We start from the raw sequence: 21,584 nt of genomic DNA, 5'->3' as shown, positions 1-21,584 counted from the left end.
AGTGGGGGCGATTCTACCCTATGGTGGCTCGCTTCAACACCGCTTCTGGCCACCGGGAACACGCCGCTGGGTATCTATCTGCACGGGCACCCCCGGTTCCAGGCGGATACGCACCGCGCCATCATGGGCGGTACTCCACAGGCAGCTGTGCTGATGGCGAAAGCGCCGTACCACCTCATCGGCCGGGTGCTGGAAGGCATTATCGCGTCCGGCACTGAAGATGGCATGCCGAGGCATCGCTTCACGGACGAACTGCACACCGGAGCTGGTGTGACTGCCGTGATGGCCCGCCACCAGCACCGTGACGTCACCAGCCAACAGGGGCAGCAAGTGGCGTTCCACCTGACGCCCCACGTCCCCGGTGATCAGCAGCCGATGCTCTCCCACCTGGACTTCCAGCACGCAGGAGCGGTCATTGGAAGAGAGCTGCTGATGTCCTGCCGGGGGCCAGAGGAAACGATAGATGATCCCCTCCTGCTGCCACTGCTGGCCCTGCTCACAGGGCGTGCTGGCAACGATCAGCGGCTCGTCCAGCGGGGCACGCCAGTCCGCCACCTGATGCTCGTCCCGCAACGCTTCGACACCGCCTGCATGGTCGGTATCGGCATGGCTGACCACCACCAGGTCGAAGGCCTGACCAGGCGGCCAGAGCGTTTGCAAGGGCATGAAACCGCTGCGAAAACGCGGCCCCGTATCGTAAAGCATCCGATAACCGGCGCTGCGCAGCTCGACCAGCTGGCCCTGCCCCACATCGTGCACGGTGACGACCAGCCGACGCTCTTCGACGCGTTCACTTGGCCACCAGGGAGCGCTCAGCGCCAATAGCGTAACCAGTATGCGCACCCCGTTGGGCGTGGCGGGCAATCCCCAGCCAAGCGCCAGCAGCAGCCAGGCCAGTGCCAACGGGTAAACGTGCTCGGGCGGTGGCTGCCACAGCGGTGCCAGGGCCAGCGAGGCCTCCAGTAGATAATGGAACAGCGCCAGCGCCTGTGCGAACACCCACCAGGCTGCCAGTCCAATGCCCGGCAGCGGCGCGAGTAGCCACCCCAGCAGCGCCGAAGGCACCATGATCGAGCTGACCCAAGGGACGGCCAACAGATTGACCAGCGGAGCCGCGGGCGCCACTCGGCCAAATGCCAACAGCACCGCCGCCGCCATCAGCGGCGCCAGCAACAGCTGGGAACGCAGCAGCGCCCAGCACCAGCCTTTGATACCCCGAGGACGAGGGCGCCCCTGCCAGATCACGATCAGCCAGCCCACCGCCACGAACGACAGCCACAAACCGGGCCGCCATAGAGAGAGCGGGTCGGCCACCACGATAACGGCGAGGGCCAGCCACCAGGCCTGCCAGGGGCCTGGCGCATGGCGCCCGCTCAACACCCATAGCCCCAGCAGGGTCATGATCATGGCGCGCATGGCAGGAGGTGCCAGCCCTGCCAGCAGTGCATAGCCCACGGCAGCCGCCCCCGCCACCCACCAGGGCCAGACGCGCAGGCGCCAGTCACCGGGAGTCATCAGCCGTGCTGCCAAGCGGGCCAACAGCAGCGCAAAGGACGCCACCAGGCCAACGTGCAAACCGGAAATCACCACCAGGTGCGTGGTGCCGGTGGCATTCAACAGCGCCCAGTCCTGCTGCGTCAGCTGGTCGCTATCGCCCAGCGTCAACGCGGCCAGCCAGCGCTGGGTACGCGCCTCTGGCGCAGTACTCTCCAGGTAGGCCACCGCCTGCTGACGTAGTTGGAAAGGCGCCTCCGACAAACGTTCGGGCGCAGGGTCGTTGCGTACATAGCCAGTGGCATGAATACCTTCACGCCATAGCCACTGGGCATAGTCAAAGCTGTTGGGGTTGGCAAAGCCTCTGGGTGGGCGCAGCCGAACGGTCAGCTGCCAGCGCTCGCCAACGGCGTAAACCGCACTGGACTGGGAGGCAGACGAGGGAAAAGCCGAGTAGGCGTTGACCCGCACTTGCTTCAGCCGATCACAGGGCAGCAGGGACTCCGGCGAGCGGCACGCTTCTACCGCCAGCCTCAAACGCTGGCTGCCGCCGTCCTCTCTTTGCACGTGGAGCACGCGGGCCTCCAGGGTCAGGTCCTGGCCGCTCAAGCCGTCGGGCAGTCGCTTGCCCCACTCCTGCTGAAGGGTCAGCACCATCAGTGCCACCAGCGCCAGCCATATCCACCAGCGTGGGCGCATCGTCGCCACGATCACGGCAGCCACCATCAGCAGTGCCAGCGCCAGGGTGGCGTCCCGCTCGGCCCCCAGCCAACCTGCCAGCGCACCGCCCAACAGCGCAGCCAAGGCCGCTGGCACCGCACTCCCTCGCCCCATTCCACCTCCCTGGCCGAGACTCTTCGCCTCAGTAACGTAGCCTATGCCCTGCACTATGTGGATAATAGCTTGCACCAATAGCAAGAGTACCTGACATGCCGCGCCGTTTCCTGCAGCGCTACATGCCTAAACCGGACACCATCCGACGCCAACGATCGCTACGTTTCATGGCGCCGTTGATTGCCGACCCAGGTTTGTGGCTACTCACTCGACGCAGCGTTGCCAACGCATTCAGTGTCGGGCTTTTTTGTGCCATGCTGCCCATTCCTTTTCAAATGGTCGTGGCCGCGCTGGGAGCACGGCTGGCTCGCTGCAACCTGGCCCTGTCGGTGGGTCTGGTGTGGGTCACCAATCCGCTGACCATGCCGCTGATCTTCTACATCAATTACCGGATCGGTACTTTTTTGCTGGGCGCTCCGGTACGCGAGGCGCCATCACGCATTTCGACCCGCTGGATAGCCGAGCAGATGCACGACATCCTGCCGCCCCTCCTGCTGGGCTCACTGATCATTGCCATCGCACTGGCCCTCATCGCCAACGTCGCAATTCGGCTCATCTGGCGCTGGCACGTCTCCCATAACTGGAAACGCCGCCGCCTGAAAAGGCGACGGCGCAGAGCCTGCATCGAATCGCAGTTCGACGATTAACCCCTGAGCGATTAACTCTGGAGCTGCTCGACGAGCCGCCCACCATCCAGCTTCATGACCCGATCCTGATGAGCCGCCAGGCTCACATCGTGAGTCACGATCACGAAGGCACAGGCGCTCTCCTTGGCCAGCTCATCCATCAAGTCCAGAATGGTACTGGCGGTGGTCTGATCGAGATTCCCAGTGGGCTCATCCATCAACACCAGGCTCGGGTCGGTCACCAGCGCCCTGGCAATGGCCACACGCTGGCGCTCGCCGCCCGAAAGCTCACCAGGCTTGTGGTCGGCACGCGCCTTCATCCCCACCCGGTCGAGCAGTTGCAAGGCGCGCTGTTCGGCGACCTTTTTCGCCTGGCCGCGAATGATCAGCGGCAGCGCGGCATTCTCCAAGGCAGTGAACTCGGCCAGCAGGTGGTGGAACTGGTAAACGAAACCGATATAGCGATTGCGAAACTTGCCAAGTGCGGCTTCGTTGAGGTCCGACAGCGGCTCGCCGGCGATCACCACGCTGCCCTCACTGGGGCGATCCAGCCCCCCCAGCAGGTTCAACAGCGTAGTCTTGCCGGAACCGGAGCTGCCCACGATGGCCACGCGCTCCCCGGCATGTACCTGCAGATCCAGCTGGTCCAGCACCGTCAAATCCTGCGGCCCTTCGCTATACACCCGTGTCAGGCCACGGCATTCCAGCATGACGGCGGGTGGTTGAGTAATCGTCGAAGTCATCAGAGCATCCTTATTCATAGCGCAGTACGTCAGCCGGTTGAACCCGAGCTGCTCGCCAGGCAGGGTAAAGTGTCGAGAGGAACGTCAGGCCGAAGGCGGCCAGCACGATGTCCCGCACATCGCTCCACTGCAAGCGCGAGGGCAAGTCGCTGATGAAGTAGACCCCAGCATCGAGGAACTGGATGCCGAAAGCACTCTCGAACCAGGCGATGATGTCGGAAATGGTCAGCGCCAGCGCAATGCCGACCGCTACCCCGACGGCAATGCCGATCAAGCCGATGGCCAACCCCTGGACGATGAAAATACCCATGATCGAGCGTGGTGTGGCACCGATGGTGCGCAAGATGGCAATGTCGGCACGCTTGTCGGTCACCACCATAACCAGGGTGGACACAATGTTGAACGCCGCCACCGCAATGATCACCGTCAGCAGCAGTGCAATCATGCGCTTCTCCATCTGGATGGCCTGGAACAGGTTGCCGTGGGAGAACGTCCAGTCGGTGCCACGATAACCCGAGCCCAGCTCCCTGACGATGGCCTGGGTTTCGCTCCCGGCCACGAACAGATCATCCAGCTCGAGTCGCAGCCCGCCTACGGCGTCGCCCATGCGCGCCAGGGTCTGCATGTCTTCGATGTTGGCATAGGCCAGATTGGCATCCAGATCCGCGCCCACGCTGAAGATTCCACTAACCGTAAAACGCTTCAGCCGGGGAAAGACCCCAGCGGGCGTAATCGACGCTTCGGGCACCAGCAGCGTGACGCGGTCACCCACCCCGACGCCAAGACGCCTGGCCAGCATGGAGCCCAGCACCACATTCCACTCGCCGGGCACCAGATCGGCCAGCTCACCTTCCCGCATGTGCTGGCCAATGATCGACACCTGGCCTTCCCAGTCAGGGTGGATGCCGTTCACCATGGCCCCCTGATTACGCCCACCCGACGAGAACATACCCTGCTGCTCGACGTAGGGCGCCGCGCCAATCACCCGGTCGCGCTGCGTCAGCCGGTTGGCCAGCGCCTCCCATTCGACCAGACCCTCCTGCGCTTCGATCTTGGTGTGCGGCACCATGCCGAGGATACGCGTGCGCAGCTCATGATCGAAGCCATTCATGACCGACAACACCAGAATCAACACCGCCACGCCGAGCATCAACCCAAGCATCGAGGTCAGCGAAATGAACGAAATAAAATGGTTGCGGCGTTTAGCGCGCACATAGCGCAGCCCCACCAGGAAAGGCAAACGATCAAGCATGGCTTCATTCCTTAATAATGAGCGTCCATGGTACGGTTTTTTCAGCATGGCTGCATATACAAACGCAGCCTTAGAGTGGCGAAAGCAGCGGCTGTTCCCTGGCACACGGTAACGCTTGCAAGTTGCGTGGCAACCCCCTAAATTGCGCCCGTTCCTCTTGCCCCCTGGGCGAGCTCTCTTACCTCGACACGAGTACCCGTGACATTGGCTATCAAGACGTATCGCTTGCTCCCCGAATGGCATCCACAGGATGGCCTACAGTTGACCTGGCCCCGCCCAGACGGCGACTGGGCGCCCATGCTATCGCGGATCGAAGCGACCCTTGAGCGCATTGTGTTGGCCACCGCACGCTTTCAACGCGTCATCATCAGCGTGCCGGATGAGGCGACTCGGCAACGCCTGCTCGCCACGTTCAGCGCTTATGGCATCCCCGACGCGCAGCTGCAGCTGATTGTCGCACCCACCGATGATACCTGGGCGCGCGATCACGGCCCCATCACGGTGCTGGACGAAGAGGATCAGCCCCTGCTGCTGGACTATACCTTTACCGGCTGGGGCGGCAAATTTCCTGCCGAGCACGACAACCAGCTCACCCAATGGCTGGCCGACGCCGGAGTATGGGCCTGCCCCGTCGCCTCTCGGGCCATGGTACTGGAAGGGGGCGGCATCGAGACCGACGGCGAAGGCACGCTGTTGACGACCGACGCCTGCTTGCTGAACCCCAACCGCAACCCGACCCTCAGCCGCGCCGATGTGGAAGCCCGGCTGGCAGAAGATTTCGGCGTGGACCACTTTCTGTGGCTGGCTCATGGCCACCTGGAAGGCGACGATACCGACAGCCATGTGGACACGCTGGCACGCTTTTGTGACCCCACCACCATTGCCTACGTGCGCTGCGACGATCCAACAGATCCGCATTATCCGGCACTGCAGGCCATGGAACAGGAGCTCAAGGCATTCCGCCAGCGCAATGGCGAGCCCTACCGCCTGATCGCCCTGCCCTGGCCACAGGCCTGCTTCGATCCGGAAGATGGCCACCGGCTGCCGGCCACCTACGCCAACTTCCTGATCATCAACGAGGCGGTACTGGTGCCCACCTATGGTGACCCCGCCGACGTGGTCGCCCTGCAAGCCCTGGCCACGGCGTTTCCGGAGCACACGCTGATCCCGATCGAGTGCGTCAGCGTGATTCGCCAGCACGGCAGCCTGCACTGCCTGACCATGCAGCTACCCAAAGGCACACTCGCCCCGATTGTTTCCATGTCTTGAAGATAATGTCTTGAAGCTAATGTCTTGAAGTGAACGTCTTGAGGAGAACGGCATGTCACACACGCTGAACGTTGCGGTCATTCAACAGGCTGCCTGGCCTGACAAGGCGCGCAGCCTGGCAGAGAGCGAAGCCGGTATTCGCGAAGCAGCCCGTCAAGGTGCCCAGCTGGTACTGCTGCAGGAGCTGCATGCTACCCACTACTTCTGCCAATACGAAGACCCGGCGCTGTTCGATCTGGCCGAGCCGCTGGATGGCCCCACCGGGCAGCGCCTGGCCGACCTGGCAAAAGAGCTGGATATCGTGCTGGTGGGCTCGCTGTTCGAGAAGCGCGCCGCAGGCCTCTACCACAATACCGCCGTGGTATATGACCGCACCCAGGGTCGCGTGGGCCAGTATCGCAAGATGCACATTCCCGACGATCCCGGCTTCTACGAGAAATTCTACTTCACCCCCGGCGATGCCGATGCCGCCCGTGGCGATGGTTTCACCCCCATCGACACCTCGGTGGGACGCCTGGGCATCCTGGTGTGTTGGGATCAGTGGTATCCGGAAGCCGCACGACTCATGGCACTGGCGGGCGCGGAGCTGCTGCTCTACCCCACGGCGATTGGCTGGGACCCCAGCGACGACCCTGCCGAAAAAGCTCGCCAGAAGGAAGCCTGGACGCTGATTCAGCGTGCCCACGGCGTCGCCAATGGCCTGCCGGTACTGGTCGCCAACCGGGTGGGCTTCGAAGCCGACCACTCGGGCGTCGGCGCTGGTATCGAATTCTGGGGAGGCAGCTTCATCTGCGGCCCCCAGGGGGAACTGCTGGCCCACGCTGGCGAGCAGCGCGAGCAGCTGGTGGTGACCCTGGACATGGCGCGCAGTGAAAACACGCGACGCATCTGGCCTTATCTGCGCGACCGCCGTATCGATGCCTACGGTGACCTGACGCGCCGCTACCGGGATTGAGCCAAGCGTCCTTTCAACCACCGCCATCGTAAAAAAACGCCTGCCCGGGTAACCCGAGCAGGCGTTTTCATTTGCATCACGAGGCGTCCCTTCCTCACGCCATGTCGCCCGTCGCCTGCCAGCAAGCAGGGCCGGACGTCACGGGCTCACTTCCAGAAATCGCGGATCGACGCGATCCCCTGAGCCCCCACGGCCCGGGCATGGTTGGCATCGAAGCGCGTCATGCCACCCAGCGCGAACACCGGCATGCCCGCCCGCTCGACCAACTGCTGGAAGTCGTGCCACCCCATGGGGGCCACTTCCGGGTGGGAGGGCGTGGTACGCAGGGGTGACAGCGTCACGAAATCGCAGCCCAGCACGGCGGCTTGAGACAGCTGCGTCTGGTCATGGGTCGAGGCAGAGAGCCACTTGTTTTCGGCAATGGGGCGGCGGTCCAGCGACATCAGACGCGCACTGGTGAGATGAATACCGTCGGCATCCACCTGCTCCAGCACTTCCGGTTCGGCATTGAGCAGCAGCTTGGCGCCGTACTGGCGGCACAGCGCCAACGCACGCTCTGCCCGTGCCAGGTAGGCCGCTTTATCCAGCGACTTGGCCCGCAGCTGCACCAGGCGAACACTATCCTCACGCAGGGCGCGCTCCAGCAGCGCTGCAAACCGCTCATCATCGGCCTCTTCACCGGTAATGAGGTATTCGGTAGGCAGCATCACTGCGCGCAGGATGGGCAGATTGGCGGCGGGGAACGGGTAGTTCACCAGCTCGTCCATGGGTACCCAGCGCACGGCCTGACCTTCACGCCCGAAAGGTTCACCGGCAAACTCATGCACTTGCCACACGTCCAGCAGAATGTGCTTGTCCGGGTACTCGTGGTGCACACGAATCAGAGGCTGGGCGCGCACGATCTCTACCCCCAGCTCTTCATGCAGCTCACGCTTCAGACCTTCCAGCCCCGTTTCATAGGGCGCCAGCTTGCCGCCAGGAAACTCCCACAGGCCGCCATGATCGACATTGGACGGCCGACGCGCGATCAGCACGTGCTTCTGATCAGCGCTGATGATGGCCGCTGCCGCGACATGAACCCGTCGTTTTACCATTACACTCATTACGTCTAATCCACTCTGTGCGCGCCGCACGGGACAGGTACGGCGCTATCTGGCTTTGTTGAGCACGATGCCACAGCCTAGCTGCGGTAATCCGCATTGATGGACACATAGTCATGGGAAAGGTCAGAGGTCCACACGGTAGCCCCCTCCTCACCACGACCCAGCGTGATCCGAATGGTGATCTCCTCCTGCGCCATGACCGCACTGCCAGCGGCCTCGGTATAGCTGCTGGCGCGACCGCCCTGCTCCACCAGCCGCACGTCCCCGAGGTCGATGACCACTCGGCTGACGTCGAAGGCCTCAACTGGCGCACGGCCCACTGCGGCCAGAATACGCCCCCAGTTGGCATCCGAGGCATACAGCGCGGTTTTCACCAGCGGCGAGTGGGCGACGGTGAAGGCGACATCCAGTGCCTCCTGGCGGGTACGCGCCTCATCGACCTGCAAAGTGACGAACTTGGTCGCTCCTTCGCCATCACGAATGATGGCCTGTGCCAGCTCGGTCATCACGCGCTGCAGGCCGTTGCGGAAAATCGCCACCTGCTCATCGCTTTCGATGCGAACGCCGGTACCCGTGGCCGCCAGCATGCAGGCGTCGTTGGTGGAGGTGTCGCTATCCACCGTGATGCAGTTGAACGACCGGTCGACGGTCTCACGCAGCAGGGTTGCCAACAGCGTTTGCTCGATGGCCGCATCGGTGACCACGAACCCCAGCATGGTGGCCATGTTGGGCTTGATCATGCCCGACCCTTTGGTAATGCCGTTGATGGTGACCTGCTGGTCCCCCAGCGCTAGCGTCACCGTTGCCCCTTTGGCGCGGGTGTCGGTGGTCAGTATACCTTCGCCGGCGTGTTGCCAAGCCTGACTACTCGCCGCCAGGGTATCCAGCGCTGGCGGCAGACCCGCCAACAGCCGCGCCATGGGCAGCGGCTCACCGATCACACCGGTCGAAAACGGCAGCACCTGCTGCGCCGAAACGCCTGCCTGCGCGGCCAGTGCCTCACAGCTCTCACGAGCATCCTGCATCCCTGAATCGCCGGTACCCGCATTGGCATTACCGGTATTGATCAGCCAATAGCGAGGGGCCTTCCCCGCCGCCTGGCACTGCGCCATGTGCTCCTTGGCCACGGTGACCGGCGCTGCGCAGAACGCATTGCGGGTAAACACGCCCGCCACACTGGCGCTTTCGGGTAGTTCGATCACCACCATATCGCGGCGGCCCGGCTTCTTGATGCCCGCCATTGCAGTGCCCAGACGCACCCCTTCAAGGGGTGGCAACTCCGGAAAGGGAAGGTTACCCACCGCCATGTTTCTCTCCTTAACGTGCGCTAACGATAATCAGCTTAGTTTGCCGCAGCACTGCTTGTATTTCTTGCCGGAACCACAAATACACGGATCGTTACGGCCGACTTTCGGCCCCTCACGGCGCAGCGGGCGCCCATCGGCACCAGGCGCGGCTGCCTCACCATCTTCGCTGGGCGCATCGTGGCGGCTGGCCGCCGTGGCCTTCTCACGCGCCAGCTCTTCGCGGCGCTTCTGCTCCAGCGCATCCACTTCTTCTGGTTGGCGCACCTGGACATGACTCAGGATGCGGGTGACATCGGCCTTGATGTTGGTCAGCAGATGCTGGAACAGTTCGAAGGACTCGCGCTTGTACTCCTGCTTGGGGTTCTTCTGGGCGTAGCCACGCAGATGGATACCGCGACGCAGGTGGTCCATGGATTGCAGGTGTTCTTTCCAGCGCGTATCCAACACCTGCAGCATGACCTGCTTCTCGAAGCGACGAATCAGTGCCGCGCCCGCCGTAGCAATCTTGGCTTCATAAGCTTCACGATGCATGGTCTGCAGGCGCTCACGCAGCTTCTCTTCACTGAAGCGCTCATCCTCTTCCGCCCACTGAACCACCGGTGCGTCCAGATTGAACTCGGTTTTCAGATGCGACTCCAGGCCATGCAGATCCCACTGCTCGGCCAGGCTCTGCGGCGGCACGTAGGCGCTGATGGCCTCTTCCATCACCTCCTCGCGAATACCCAGCACGGCGCTCGATACGTCGTCAGAGGCGAGAATTTCGTTACGCTGCTCGTAAATGACGCGGCGCTGGTCGTTGGCGACGTCATCGTACTCGAGCAGCTGCTTACGAATATCGAAGTTGCGCCCCTCGACTTTCTTCTGGGCACGCTCGACGGCGTTGGACACCATCTTGTGCTCGATGGCTTCGCCACGCTCCAGACCCAGCGCCTGCATCAAACGCTTCACTCGGTCCGAGCCGAACAGTCGCATCAGGCTGTCTTCCAGCGAGAGGAAGAAGCGCGTGGAGCCAGGGTCGCCCTGACGGCCCGCACGGCCACGCAGCTGATTGTCGATACGACGCGATTCGTGGCGTTCGGAACCGATCACGTGCAGCCCGCCAGCTGCCAGTACCGCATCATGACGCTCCTGCCATTCGGCTTTCAGGGCATCGAGCTGGGCCTGGGTCGGGTTCTGCAGCTTGGCGGCATCAGCCTCCCAGTTGCCGCCCAGCATGATATCGGTACCACGACCGGCCATGTTGGTGGCAATGGTGATGGCGCCGGGGCGCCCGGCCTGGGCAATGATTTCGGCTTCGCTCTGGTGCTGCTTGGCATTGAGCACGCTGAATTTGAGGCCCGCGTCACGCATCAGGCGTGCCAGATATTCGGAGGTCTCGATGGAAGCCGTACCGACCAGCACCGGTCGACCCGCCGCGGTCTCGGCAGAGACGTCCTTGATGATCGCTTCGTACTTCTCTTCGGCACTCAGGTAGACGAGGTCGTTGAGATCCTTGCGTGCCAGAGGCCGGTTGGTGGGAATGACGATAACGTCGAGGCCGTAGATCTGACGAAACTCGAAGGCCTCGGTATCTGCAGTACCGGTCATGCCCGCCAGTTTTTCATAAAGGCGGAAGTAATTCTGGAAGGTGGTCGATGCCAGGGTCTGGCTTTCACGCTGAACGGTCACGCCCTCTTTGGCCTCGACCGCCTGGTGCAGGCCTTCCGACCAGCGGCGGCCAGGCATGGTGCGCCCAGTGTGCTCATCGACGATGACCACTTGCCCGTCGGCGACGATGTAGTCGACGTCAAGATGATAGAGGTGCCGCGCCCGCAGCGCCGAGTGCATGTGCTGCAACAGGTTGAGGTTTTGCGCCGCATAGAGCGAATCGCCTTCGCCCAGCAAGCCTTCGGCGCGCATCAACTCCTCGACCTTGTTATGGCCTTGCTCGGTGAGCTCGACCTGCTTCTGCTTCTCGTCCAGCACGAAGTCGCCTTCGACAGGAGCGTCTTCGTCTTCGGATACTTCCGCCTGCTCCAGCTGCTGGGCCAGACGGTTGACGATGGTGTACAGCTCGGTGTTCTCGTCCACCGCACCGGAAATGATCAGCGGCGTACGTGCTTCGTCGATCAGGATGGAGTCCACTTCGTCGACAATGGCATAGTGCAAACCGCGCTGCACCTTGTCCTCCAGCGAGAACGCCATGTTGTCGCGCAGGTAGTCGAAGCCAAACTCGTTGTTGGTGCCGTAGGTGATGTCACATTGGTAGGCGTGGCGCTTCTCTTCACCGGTCTGGCCAGCAAAAATCACCCCTATCGACAGCCCCAGGAACTCATACAGCGGGCGCATCCACTCGGCATCACGGCGAGCCAGATAGTCGTTCACCGTGACCACGTGTACCCCTTTGCCCGTCAAGGCATTCAGGTATACCGCCAGCGTGCCCACCAGGGTCTTGCCCTCGCCGGTTTTCATTTCGGCGATACGGCCGCGGTGCAGCGTCATGCCACCGACCATCTGCACATCGAAGTGACGCATGCCCATGACTCGCTTGCCGGCTTCGCGCACTACCGCAAAGGCCTCAGGCAGCAGTTTATCCAGGCTTTCCCCAGCCTCCAGACGCTGGCGCAGCTCGGCCGTCTTGGCCTGCAGCTCGCCATCGCTCAAGCCGACCAGGGTCTCTTCCAGTACGTTGACACTCTGCACGCTCTTGAGCATGCGTTTGACTTCACGGTCGTTCTTGGAGCCAACGACTTTGCGTAACAAGGAATTAATCATGAAATATCCACATCAACAGGAGCGACCTCTTCAGGCGCACTCTTTCATAGGGTCAATTAACGTCGGGTAAATGAACGTACCGCTAGCGGCAGGTCAACGGGCTGGCGGCCCCCGAGGAGAGCATATATCCAGAGCGATCGTCTGGCGGAGCATGACGGAAAAGAAAGAGAGAAAGCTTTTCAGAACAGGAAGTTGACGCTGCTGGCGTGCTACCCAGCGCCTTAGCGCGCGGCGCTTTTTGGCGATCCACTGCGACTGGGCACGCAGCATGGCGGGCACCCAAAAGCAGATACACACGCTCCGGTCGCTGCTGCGCAGATCGGAAGGGTGTAAACTGGCGGGCAGCAGACAGCTCACCAGCAGGCCCGCAAGCCACCAACGCGCCAGCCCATGGCGACGATGTCGCCGAGGCAGAGCAGATAATGTATCGAGCGTTGATGGCATGCTGTGGCGTGGCTCCTGAGCGTGTTAGGCTCTGTCGATAGACGAAAAACATGGGTGCTGCGCGCACTCGTCAGCACGATACTATCCGCAACACCCCAGGAATCAGGTAAATGAGTATAAAGGTTAAGCGTTCCCGCGCACAGCCCATTACCCAATTGCTGAACGCGTCCGCTGGCGCAGGCCACCTGATGCGTCAGTCGCGCCTGATCGATCAAGCCCAGACCCATCTTCGGGCCCACTTGCCCGAAGAGATGCGTGCGCATGTGTTCGTCGGCGGCTTCAGCAATGGACGACTGACCCTGATCAGCAGCCAGGCCAGCTGGTTGACCTGGTTGCGCTACGAGCAACCGCGCCTTTTGAGCCTCCTGCAGCAACTCCCCGGCTTTGCAGGGGTCACTGGCTTTACGCTGAAAGTACGCCCCGTGCGCACCGTGACACCACCGGCACGCTATGCGCGCACTCTCTCTACCAGCGCTGGCACGACCCTCATGGAGTGCGCCGAAGACACCGAACACCCCAAGCTGAAGCAGGCCCTGGAGCGCCTTGCTTCGCATGCCCAGCGCTCTTCATGAGCCGCCTGCGGAGCACGTCATGCACCTGACTGCCAGGCCAAACGCAATAAAGCACCGCATGGCGGTGCTTTATTATTAGTGGGGGGCATTCCCCCAATTTCAACCTGCGCGCTTCAAAAACCACGTTACGCCATGGCGGGTGCCGCATAGGAGATAGGCGCAACGGCCTTCTCTTCTTCGAAGGTCACGATTTCGTAGGCATCGGGCTGCGCCATCAGCTCACGGCACAGACGATTGTTGAGGGCATGGCCGGATTTCACGCCACGGAACTCGCCAATCAGGCTGTAGCCAAGCTGATACAGATCGCCGATGGCGTCGAGCACCTTGTGCTTCACGAATTCGTCCTCGTAGCGCAGACCACCTTCATTCACGATACGGTAATCATCCACCACGATGGCGTTGTCGAGACTGCCACCCAGCGCCAGATTGTTCGAGCGCAGGTATTCCAGGTCACGCATGAAGCCAAAGGTTCTGGCCCGAGAGACTTCCTTGACAAACGAGGTCGTGGAAAAATCGATCAATGCCGTCTGCTTCTGCTGCTCGAAGACAGGATGGTCGAAGTCGATGGCAAATGACACCTTGAAGCCTTGATGGGGCAGGAATACGGCTTCCTTGTCACCATCACTGACCGCCACACGACGCTTGATGCGAATGAATTTCTTGGCCGCGTCCTGTTCGAGAATACCTGCAGACTGGATGAGGAAAACGAACGGGCTGGCGCTACCATCCATGATCGGCACTTCCGCGGCACTGATATCCACGTAGGCATTGTCGATACCCAAGCCCGCAAAGGCAGACATGAGGTGCTCGACGGTGGCTACCTTGACGCCTTCATGGGAAAGTGCCGTGCACAAGGTAGTGTCTTCCACCAGCTCGGCGCGGGCAGGAACGTGAACCACTGGGTCCAGATCGGTTCTGACAAACACAATACCCGTGTTGGCCGGTGCCGGGCGCAAAGCCAGATGGACTTTCTTGCCAGAGTGCAGACCCACTCCAGTGGCGCGGATGACGTTTTGTAGTGTGCGTTGTCTGATCATGGGCAGTGGTCAAGCTCTAATATCGGCGGCGTGTAACGAGTCGCTACCCAGCCGCAGGGGGAGAAAAGTTATCAAACAGTGTTCACTTTAACAGCAAACGAGCGTTTTACCAATAAAACTCTCGTTTGCTGCCTCAATAAACCTGATAGCGCAGATCAATCTGCCTGGCGGCGCAGGAACGCAGGGATATCCAGATAGTCATCGGCATCGGCCGAACGACGTTTTTCAGGGCGTGGCTTGGCTGCTGCTTCCGGCGCTTCGGCACGCGCGGTAGCCTGTTGCCGCATGACGGTGGGCTGCTGCAATTTACGGTAGTCGGAGCCACCGGCATCTGCAGCAGAGCGGCGTGCCGGTTCGCGAGACACGGCCTTGGCCTTGCTGCCATCCAGGCCAGCCGCCACAACGGTCACGCGCAGCTCGTCGGACATTTCCATATCGATGGAAGTACCCACGACGATGGTGGCTTCCTGAGAGGCGAACTCCTGCACCGTGGCACCGACATCATTGAACTCGCCAATGGATAGGTCGGGGCCAGCCGTGATGTTGACCAGAATACCGCGGGCACCGTGCAGGTCGATATCTTCCAGCAGCGGGCTGCGGATGGCTTTCTCTGCAGCTTCACGGGCACGGTTCTCACCAGTGGCGCCGCCAGTGCCCATCATCGCCATGCCCATTTCGGACATGACAGTACGCACGTCGGCAAAGTCGACGTTGATGATGCCCGGGCTGGTGATCAGCTCGGCAATGCCTTGCACCGCCCCCAGCAGCACGTCGTTGGCAGCGCTGAATGCCGTCAGCAAGGTCGCGTTCTTGCCCAGCACCGACAACAGTTTTTCGTTGGGGATGGTGATCAACGAGTCGACATGCTCGGAAAGCTCTTTCATGCCCTCCTCGGCCGCTCGCATACGCTTTGGCCCTTCGAACGGGAAGGGACGGGTGACCACGGCAACCGTCAGGATGCCCAGCTCTTTGGCGACCTGGGCAACCACTGGAGCACCTCCCGTCCCCGTGCCACCGCCCATACCGGCAGTGATGAAGACCATGTCGGCGCCACTGAGCAGCTCGGCAATACGATCACGATCTTCCATCGCGGCCTGACGACCCACCTCAGGGTTGGCGCCTGCGCCCAGCCCTTTGGTGATTTCCCCCCCCAATTGAAGCACCGTTTTTGCCGACACTCGCTTGAGCGCCTGTGCATCGGTGTTGGCGCAAATGAATTCGACGCCTTCGATGTTGCTCTCGACCATGTGGTTGACAGCATTACCGCCGCCACCGCCAACACCGACTACTTTAATGACCGCACTGCTCGAGGGTGCGTTATCTACCAATTCGAACATAAGCCCCGTCTCCTGAACCGCGTCGCGGCCCTATCAGAAATTTCCTTTGAACCAGCCTTTGATTCTTGCCAGCGTCGAATGGCCATCCTTGATATCACGTCGGACAAGCTCGCTGCGACCCTTGTGGCCCCCAGCACTTCCCACGTGGCTTTCCAGGCCTTGCCCATGACGCGTTTCCTGCAGTGCATAGTGCAGCAAACCAACGCCCGTCGCATAGATAGGATTGCGAACCACATCTGCCAAGCCTCTGACATTTTGTGGGCAGGCAATACGAACCGGCATGTGAAAAATTTCTTCGGCCAATTCGCTGACACCTTCCATGCGTGAAGTGCCGCCGGTAAGCACCACTCCCGCCGCTACCATATCTTCATAGCCACTGCGGCGTAATTCGTCTCTGACCAGCGTGAAGAGCTCTTCATAACGAGGCTCCACGACTTCCGCCAGTGCCTGGCGCGACAGATCTCGTGCCGCGCGATCACCCACGCTGGGTACTTTGATCATTTCATCGCTGGCCGCCAACTGCGTCAATGCGCAGGCGTATTTTACCTTGATTTCTTCCGCGTGCTGAGTGGGCGTACGCAGCGCCATGGCGATATCGTTGGTGACCTGATCACCGGCGATCGGAATCACTGCCGTATGGCGGATGGCGCCCTCACTGAAGATGGCCATGTCGGTGGTACCTCCACCGATATCGACCATACATACTCCCAGCTCGCGCTCGTCTTCGGTAAGCACTGCCATGCTGGACGCCAATTGCTCCAGGATAATGGCATCCACATCCAGACCACACCGCCGCACGCACTTTTCGATGTTCTGCACGGCATTCAAGGCAGCCGTGACCAGATGCACCTGAGCTTCCAGACGAACCCCGGACATGCCCAACGGTTCGCGGATGCCCCCTTGGGCGTCGATGGAAAACTCCTGGGGCAATACATGCAGCACTCGCTGCCCTTCGGAAATGGCCCGTGCCCGCGCGGAATCAATGACCCGTTCGATATCGTAAGGAGTGACTTCGCGCTCCTTGATGGCCACCACGCCGTCGGAATTCATGGAGCTGATATGGCTGCCTGCCACACCCACATAGACAGAGTGGATATCGCAGCCCGCCATCAGCTCTGCCTCTTCGACAGCACGCTGAATCGACTGCACCGTGGATTCGATATTGATGACCACTCCTCGCTTCATGCCGCGAGAAGGATGAGAACCGATACCGGCGATTTCAATCCCACCATCATCGGTGGGTTGACCGACTATCGCGACGACCTTGGACGTTCCAATGTCCAGCCCGACAACCATATTGGATGCGTTGGGTGAGCCTGCCATGAGTCGGTAAATCTCCTTGTCGTCGTTTTATAAGAACGGGGGTCGCCTTTTAACGCTTAAACGAAAAGCAGGCAAAACCCGAAGATAAAATAAATAAGTTGACTAAAACTGTATAGCGCCGCTAACCGCGACCGAACAATAAATACTGACCCACAGCATCGTCTGAGACATAGTATAGAAACAATAGCCACAATACGACTAGCCCAAACCAACGATAATTGGCTTGGAAAGCATTTTAAACCCCATAAAAGGGTTTTTTAGCGGGCCGACCTGCCCATTTACCCGATTTTTTGCACATTGCGCCTTATAGTGACTCGCCCTCCTCCTCCGGAACCTCGGTTTCACCGTGCCACGCCACCGCCACACCATTGGGATAGCGCAAGTCGATATAGCGAATATGCTCGCCCAGGCTACCCAGCTCACGCTGCCAGGAGGCCGACAGCCGGGCAAGTCGTTCGCCATGGTGACGACGCCCCAACATTACCCAGGTGCCTTGATCAAGTTGAAGTCGCCAGGCACCACGAGGCTCCAGGCGGAGCTGAGCCAGCGTCAACGACAGCCCGGCAAAGTGCGGCGTCAAGCGCTGATAATAGGCCAGCACTTCCGCACTGCTTTCCTGAGGGCCCGCCAGATCGGGCAACCCAGGGGGCGCGGCAAGAGGCGCATAGGAGAAGGGTTCGCCTCGCGGGTTAAGCAGGAAGCCGTCATTCCAGCGGGCTACCGGCGTCTGTTCTATCAACTCGAAAACCAGCGCGTTGGGCCACTCTCGGGAAATTCGCACTTCATCCAGCCAACCAATCTCCAGCGCATCGCGGCGCAGCTCGCCCAAATCTGCCGACAGCCAAGTGATATTCTGGACCAGCGGGGCCAGCTGTGAGCGCAGATAGTCCGCGCTCAAATACTCCCACTCGCCTCGAATGGACACTCGCTCGATCGGGCGATCCAGCCAAAGCCATAGCGCTCGACTCCCCGCCCCCAGCAGCAATGCCAGTAGAACGATACCGAGCCACGCATTGCGCTTCTTCATAAAAAACTCATGCCATGCCCCGTCACGAATCGCGCGCCAGTGCCGTGGTTAAAATACGCATCACCAGCTGGTCGAAATCGATACCGGCGTGGGCCGCCGCCTGAGGCACGAGGCTATGGTCGGTCATGCCGGGCACGGTATTCACTTCGATCAGCCAGAAATCGCCCGCGGCATCACGCATCACATCGATACGCCCCCAGCCCTCTCCGCCTACGGCCAGGAAGGCCTCTTTGCACAGCGCGGCCAACGCCTGCTCGTCTTGCGGCGACAAGCCACAGGGCAAATGGTACTGGGTGGTGTTGGTCAGATACTTGGCTTCATAATCATAAAACCCACCCGGCACCTCGACACGGATGGCAGGCAACACGTCATCGCCCAGCAGGCCGACGGTGTACTCGTCCCCCGTGATGAAGCGCTCTGCCATGACCCTGGCATCGAAAGTGGCGGCCTGGGCATAGGCCGCTTTCAGCTCATCGTGGCTGCGGACGATACTGATCCCCAGAGTCGAGCCTTCGTGGACCGGCTTGACCATCATGGGTAGTCCTAGCTGGGCTACTACTGCCTCCCAGTCCGAAGCGGCATTCAGCATGATGCACTCCGGCGTGGGCAGGCCAACGGCTTGCCACACCTGCTTGGTACGCTGCTTGTCCATGCCCAACGCCGAAGCCAGTACACCACTACCGGTGTAAGGCAAACCAAGCAACTCCAACGCCCCCTGCAGCGCACCATCTTCACCGCCACGCCCATGCAGTGCGATGAACACCACGGTGGGGTCAAGGCGCTCGAGGCCCGCCAGCCCACCCTCTTTGAGATCATAACCCTGCGCATTCACGCCTTGACGCTGCAAGGCGCTCAACACGGCGGCACCACTCTTGAGCGACACCTCCCGCTCGGCCGACATGCCGCCGTAGACCACAACGACACGCTCCAGGCCAGCCTGCTGCGTTTTCCCTGATGTCATAGCACCACCTCTTTCATGACCAGCTTGGCTTGGGCAAGGCGCAGTGAAATGCCACCCACATCGCCCGCGCCCTGGGTAATCAGAATATCGCCTGGACGCAGCACGTTGTTGAGCAGGGCAGGCAGCTCGTGCTTGTGCTCCACGAACAGCGGATCGACATCGCCACGTTGACGGATGGAGCCTGCCAGGGTCTTGCCTTCAGCACCCGGCAGCACCGCCTCGCCAGCGCTGTAAACGTCGAGCAGCACCAGCGTATCCACCTGAGACAGTACGCGTACGAAGTCTTCGTAGAGATCGCGGGTCCGGCTGTAACGGTGGGGCTGGTAGAGCATCACCAGCCGGCGCTCGGGCCAGCCGGCACGCACCGCCTGAATGACCATGTCCACTTCACGCGGATGGTGACCGTAATCGTCGACCAGCATGATCTCGCCTTCGCCGACCGGTGCCGGATAGTGGCCATGGACCTGAAAGCGCCGCCCTACGCCCGCAAACCCCATGAGACCGCGTTGGATGGCGTCATCACTGACCCCGGCGTCGGTCGCCACCACGATGGCCGCCATGGCGTTCAAGGCATTATGACGGCCAGGCATGGCCAGTCGAATGGCCAACGGAGGCGCACCACCGGGCCGCAATGCCGTGAAGGAGACTTCCCCGGCCTGCTGACTAAAATCCACGATGCGGTAATCGGCATCTTCATCGAAGCCGTAGGTCACGAACTGGCGCTTGATACGCTCGCACAGCCCGCGCACGTGGGGATCATCGATACACAGCACCGCCAAGCCGTAGAAAGGCAGATTGTGCAAGAACTCGATGAAGGTATTTTTCAAACGCTCGAAGTCCCCCCCATAAGTGGCCATGTGGTCAGCATCGATATTGGTGACGATCGACACCATGGGCTGAAGGTGAAGAAACGACGCATCGGATTCGTCGGCCTCGGCCACCAGATAGTCGCCCTCCCCCAGGCGAGCATTGGCGCCTGCGCTGGTGAGTTTGCCACCGATCACGAAAGTTGGGTCCAGGCCGCCCTCTGCCAACAGGGTAGCCGTCAGGCTGGTCGTGGTGGTCTTGCCGTGAGTACCGGCCACGGCAATGCCGTGACGAAAGCGCATCAGCTCGGCGAGCATTTCCGCACGCCGCACCACCGGCACGCGGTGGTCATGTGCCCAGCGAATTTCAGGGTTGGCTTCATCGATGGCACTGGAGACGACGACGACGTCCGCCCCTTCCACGTTCTCCTTGGCGTGCCCAATGAACACGTCGACGCCGCACTGACGCAAACGCTCCACCACACTGGACGCTTTCATGTCACTGCCGCTGACCTGGTACCCCTGGTTAGCGAGCACCTCGGCAATGCCGCACATGCCGGCACCGCCAATACCGACGAAATGAAGCCGCTGGATACGGCGCATACCCGGCCCGCTCGGGCCACTCAGCTGCGGCGACGTATGGTTGACTGACTCGGTCACGCAGTTTCTCCTTGCTTCACCAGCGAGAGGCAGCCTTGGGCCAGGCGCTCGGTCGCGTTCAAGGACGCCGCTTGACGCGCCTTGGCGGCCATCTCTGCCAGGGTCTCTGGGTAAAGTAATTGGTCCAAAAGTTCACTTAAATAGTCAGCCGTCAGCTCAGCCTGTACGACACATAGCGCCGCACCCGCCCGGACCAGCACCTCGGCATTCACCCGCTGATGGTCATCCACGGCAAAAGGAAACGGCACCAGCAACGCGGGCTTGGCCGCCGCCGCCAGTTCGGCAATCGTCAGCGCACCGGCTCGGCAAACGACCAGATCTGCCCAGGCATAAGCAGCGGCCATATCATCGATGAACGGCGAAACCTCGGCGACCACCGCCTGTTGAGCATAGGCCTCTGCCGTGGCGATATCGCGCTCCTTGCCAGCCTGGTGACGCACCTCGGGACGTCGCTCCGGCGGCAGCGCAGCCAAGGCCACAGGCAGGCGCTCGTTCAACGCTACCGCGCCCAGGGAGCCGCCTACCACCAACAGGCGCAGCGGCCTGCCCTGCATGTCGGCCACCTGGCGGGGCTGCTCGCCCAGCACGGCGATATCATCACGCACCGGGTTGCCGATCACCTCGGCACGCGTGCCAAACGCATTTTCGAACGCGGCATACGTCCGCGTCGCCAATCGCGACAACACCTTGTTGGTCAGCCCTGCCACGGCATTCTGTTCATGAATGACCAGCGGAATACCCGATAGCCGGGCCGCCAGACCGCCAGGCCCGCTGGCGAATCCACCCAGCCCTACCACCACATCCGGCTGGAAACGCTTGATGACACCACGTGCCTGGAGCACCGCGCGCGACAGGTTGAGCGGTGCCTTGAGCCAACCAGCGGCACCATTGCCGCGCAACCCACTGATCGCAATGGTATGCAGCAGAATGCCCGCCTCGGGCACCAGCCGGTTTTCAATTCCCCGTGGGCTACCCAACCACTCCACGGTCACCCCTTGGGCCTGGAGGGCACGCGCCAGCGAGAGCGCCGGAATGACGTGCCCTCCCGTTCCTCCCGCCATGACCAATACCCGTCGACCC

The 21,584-nt window shown here is 61.4% G+C and carries 18 protein-coding genes; 4 read left to right on the top strand and 14 right to left on the bottom strand.

From position 1 onward, the window contains the following. Positions 1-33: 33 nt before the first annotated feature. On the bottom strand, positions 34-2,328 hold the full coding sequence (locus tag RVM26_RS04465; RefSeq protein ID WP_498941058.1) for a ComEC/Rec2 family competence protein: 2,295 nt from the start codon (positions 2,326-2,328) through the stop codon (positions 34-36). Between the two features lie 95 nt (positions 2,329-2,423). Here RVM26_RS04465 and RVM26_RS04460 point away from each other — a divergent pair, with 95 nt between their 5' ends. Then, a complete protein-coding gene (locus RVM26_RS04460; RefSeq protein WP_498941055.1) occupies positions 2,424-2,975 on the top strand; it encodes a DUF2062 domain-containing protein in 552 nt (183 codons plus the stop codon). 11 nt (positions 2,976-2,986) lie between these two features. Here the strand turns inward: RVM26_RS04460 and RVM26_RS04455 are convergent, their stop codons facing one another. Beyond that, positions 2,987-3,697 (bottom strand): ABC transporter ATP-binding protein, encoded by a 711-nt coding sequence (locus tag RVM26_RS04455; protein ID WP_016913534.1) that lies wholly within the window; start codon positions 3,695-3,697, stop codon positions 2,987-2,989. Positions 3,698-3,707: 10 nt separating this feature from the next. Further along, complete coding sequence (locus RVM26_RS04450) at positions 3,708-4,949, bottom strand: ABC transporter permease (protein ID WP_498941053.1); 1,242 nt, start codon at positions 4,947-4,949, stop codon at positions 3,708-3,710. A gap of 198 nt (positions 4,950-5,147) precedes the next feature. Between RVM26_RS04450 and RVM26_RS04445 the strand changes: the two genes are divergently transcribed. Then, complete coding sequence (locus RVM26_RS04445) at positions 5,148-6,218, top strand: agmatine deiminase family protein (protein WP_498941051.1); 1,071 nt, start codon at positions 5,148-5,150, stop codon at positions 6,216-6,218. Between the two features lie 52 nt (positions 6,219-6,270). Next, positions 6,271-7,173 (top strand): carbon-nitrogen hydrolase, encoded by a 903-nt coding sequence (locus RVM26_RS04440; protein WP_498941049.1) that lies wholly within the window; start codon positions 6,271-6,273, stop codon positions 7,171-7,173. Positions 7,174-7,319: 146 nt separating this feature from the next. On the opposite strand, the gene RVM26_RS04435 is transcribed toward RVM26_RS04440, so the two are convergent. From RVM26_RS04435 to RVM26_RS04420, 4 genes are all read right to left on the bottom strand, one after another. Continuing rightward, a complete protein-coding gene (locus RVM26_RS04435; protein ID WP_254893795.1) occupies positions 7,320-8,276 on the bottom strand; it encodes a Nudix family hydrolase in 957 nt (318 codons plus the stop codon). Between the two features lie 77 nt (positions 8,277-8,353). Further along, positions 8,354-9,583 carry a bifunctional glutamate N-acetyltransferase/amino-acid acetyltransferase ArgJ gene (gene argJ / locus RVM26_RS04430; protein ID WP_016913529.1) on the bottom strand — a complete coding sequence of 410 codons (1,230 nt, stop codon included), beginning with the start codon at positions 9,581-9,583 and terminating at the stop codon, positions 8,354-8,356. A gap of 30 nt (positions 9,584-9,613) precedes the next feature. Continuing rightward, positions 9,614-12,337 (bottom strand): preprotein translocase subunit SecA, encoded by a 2,724-nt coding sequence (gene secA, locus RVM26_RS04425; RefSeq protein ID WP_498941046.1) that lies wholly within the window; start codon positions 12,335-12,337, stop codon positions 9,614-9,616. Positions 12,338-12,430: 93 nt separating this feature from the next. Continuing rightward, a complete protein-coding gene (locus tag RVM26_RS04420) occupies positions 12,431-12,781 on the bottom strand; it encodes a hypothetical protein (RefSeq protein ID WP_287805769.1) in 351 nt (116 codons plus the stop codon). 110 nt (positions 12,782-12,891) lie between these two features. Here RVM26_RS04420 and RVM26_RS04415 point away from each other — a divergent pair, with 110 nt between their 5' ends. Continuing rightward, positions 12,892-13,353, top strand: a complete 462-nt coding sequence (locus RVM26_RS04415; RefSeq protein ID WP_498941044.1) for a DUF721 domain-containing protein — start codon at positions 12,892-12,894, stop codon at positions 13,351-13,353. A gap of 125 nt (positions 13,354-13,478) precedes the next feature. Here RVM26_RS04415 and lpxC read toward each other — a convergent pair whose 3' ends face one another. From lpxC to murG, 7 genes are all read right to left on the bottom strand, one after another. Then, positions 13,479-14,390, bottom strand: a complete 912-nt coding sequence (gene lpxC / locus RVM26_RS04410; protein ID WP_039177362.1) for a UDP-3-O-acyl-N-acetylglucosamine deacetylase — start codon at positions 14,388-14,390, stop codon at positions 13,479-13,481. A gap of 155 nt (positions 14,391-14,545) precedes the next feature. Then, the gene (ftsZ, locus tag RVM26_RS04405) at positions 14,546-15,727 is read right to left on the bottom strand and encodes a cell division protein FtsZ (RefSeq protein ID WP_039177365.1); all 1,182 of its coding nucleotides are present in this window, start codon (positions 15,725-15,727) and stop codon (positions 14,546-14,548) included. Between the two features lie 33 nt (positions 15,728-15,760). Continuing rightward, positions 15,761-17,050: a cell division protein FtsA gene (ftsA, locus tag RVM26_RS04400; protein WP_498941041.1), complete on the bottom strand. Its 1,290-nt coding sequence runs from the start codon at positions 17,048-17,050 to the stop codon at positions 15,761-15,763. A 304-nt stretch (positions 17,051-17,354) separates the two neighbouring features. Then, positions 17,355-18,077 carry a cell division protein FtsQ/DivIB gene (locus RVM26_RS04395; protein ID WP_498941039.1) on the bottom strand — a complete coding sequence of 241 codons (723 nt, stop codon included), beginning with the start codon at positions 18,075-18,077 and terminating at the stop codon, positions 17,355-17,357. A 22-nt stretch (positions 18,078-18,099) separates the two neighbouring features. Next, entirely contained in the window at positions 18,100-19,038 is a 939-nt protein-coding gene (locus RVM26_RS04390; RefSeq protein WP_287805444.1) for a D-alanine--D-alanine ligase, read from the bottom strand. Further along, entirely contained in the window at positions 19,035-20,447 is a 1,413-nt protein-coding gene (gene murC, locus RVM26_RS04385) for a UDP-N-acetylmuramate--L-alanine ligase (protein ID WP_498941707.1), read from the bottom strand. The genes RVM26_RS04390 and murC overlap by 4 nt, the downstream gene beginning before the upstream one ends. A gap of 53 nt (positions 20,448-20,500) precedes the next feature. After that, positions 20,501-21,565, bottom strand: coding sequence for an undecaprenyldiphospho-muramoylpentapeptide beta-N-acetylglucosaminyltransferase (murG, locus tag RVM26_RS04380; RefSeq protein ID WP_498941706.1), 1,065 nt, complete (start codon positions 21,563-21,565; stop codon positions 20,501-20,503). Positions 21,566-21,584: the final 19 nt, after the last annotated feature.

Source organism: Halomonas sp. KM072, assembly GCF_050710315.1.
GTDB classification, from domain to species: Bacteria; Pseudomonadota; Gammaproteobacteria; order Pseudomonadales; family Halomonadaceae; genus Vreelandella; species Vreelandella hamiltonii.
This window is presented reverse-complemented; position numbering and strand designations above follow the sequence as displayed.